Origin of the sequence: Actinacidiphila polyblastidii, from assembly GCF_036353415.1 — a bacterium.
GTDB lineage: Bacteria > Actinomycetota > Actinomycetes > Streptomycetales > Streptomycetaceae > Actinacidiphila > Actinacidiphila polyblastidii.
Genome location: NZ_JAZEWV010000083.1, coordinates 1 through 907 on the forward strand (window position 1 = coordinate 1; position 907 = coordinate 907).

The 907-nt window shown below is 68.0% G+C and carries 1 protein-coding gene; it reads right to left on the bottom strand.

From position 1 onward, the window contains the following. Positions 1-894 (bottom strand): dTDP-glucose 4,6-dehydratase (gene rfbB, locus V2S66_RS34315; RefSeq protein WP_330801023.1); only part of this gene is annotated, 894 nt, incomplete at its 3' end. Positions 895-907 lie beyond the last annotated feature (13 nt).

Sequence of the window (907 nt, forward strand, 5' to 3'; positions counted from 1 at the left end):
GGTGAGGGGGTGGTAGCCGAGTTGTTGGCGGGTTTTGGTGATGTCGAGGGAGTAGCGCTGGTCGTGGGCTTTGCGGTCGGGGACGTGTTCGACGTGGGTCCAGTCGGCTCCGAGGGCGGTGAGCAGGCGGGTGGTGAGGTCGTGGTTGGTGAGTTCGGTGCCGCCGCCGATGTGGTAGGTCTCGCCGGGTCGGCCGTGGTGGAGGGCGAGGTCGATGCCGCGGGTGTGGTCGGTGACGTGGAGCCAGTCGCGGATGTGGTGTCCGTCGCCGTAGAGGGGGACTTTTCTGCCGTCGAGGAGGTGGGTGATGAACAGGGGGATCATTTTTTCGGGGAAGTGGTAGGGGCCGTAGTTGTTGGAGCAGCGGGTGAGGGTGATGTCGAGGCCGTGGGTGCGGTGGGCGGCCAGGACCATGAGGTCGGAGGCGGCTTTGGAGGCGGCGTAGGGGGAGTTGGGGGCGAGGGGGGAGGTCTCGGTCCAGGAGCCGTGGGGGATGGAGCCGTAGACCTCGTCGGTGGAGACGTGGGTGAAGCGGCCGATGTGGTGGCGTAGTGCGGCGTCGAGGAGGACCTGGGTGCCCAGGATGTTGGTGGTGACGAAGGGGGTGGCGTCGGTGATGGAGCGGTCGACGTGGGATTCGGCGGCGAAGTGGACGACGGCGTCCTGGCCGGTCATGGCGTCGTCGACGGTGGTGGGGTCGCGGATGTCGCCGTGCAGGAAGGTGAGGTCGGGGTGGTCGGCGACGGGGTCGAGGTTGGCCCGGTTGCCGGAGTAGGTGAGGTTGTCCAGCACGGTGATGCGGGCGCCTGGGCCCGAGGGCAGTTCACCGCGCAGGGCGGCCCGTACGAACTGCGATCCGATGAAACCGGCGCCGCCGGTGACGAGTATCCGCATGGCAACGTCATGC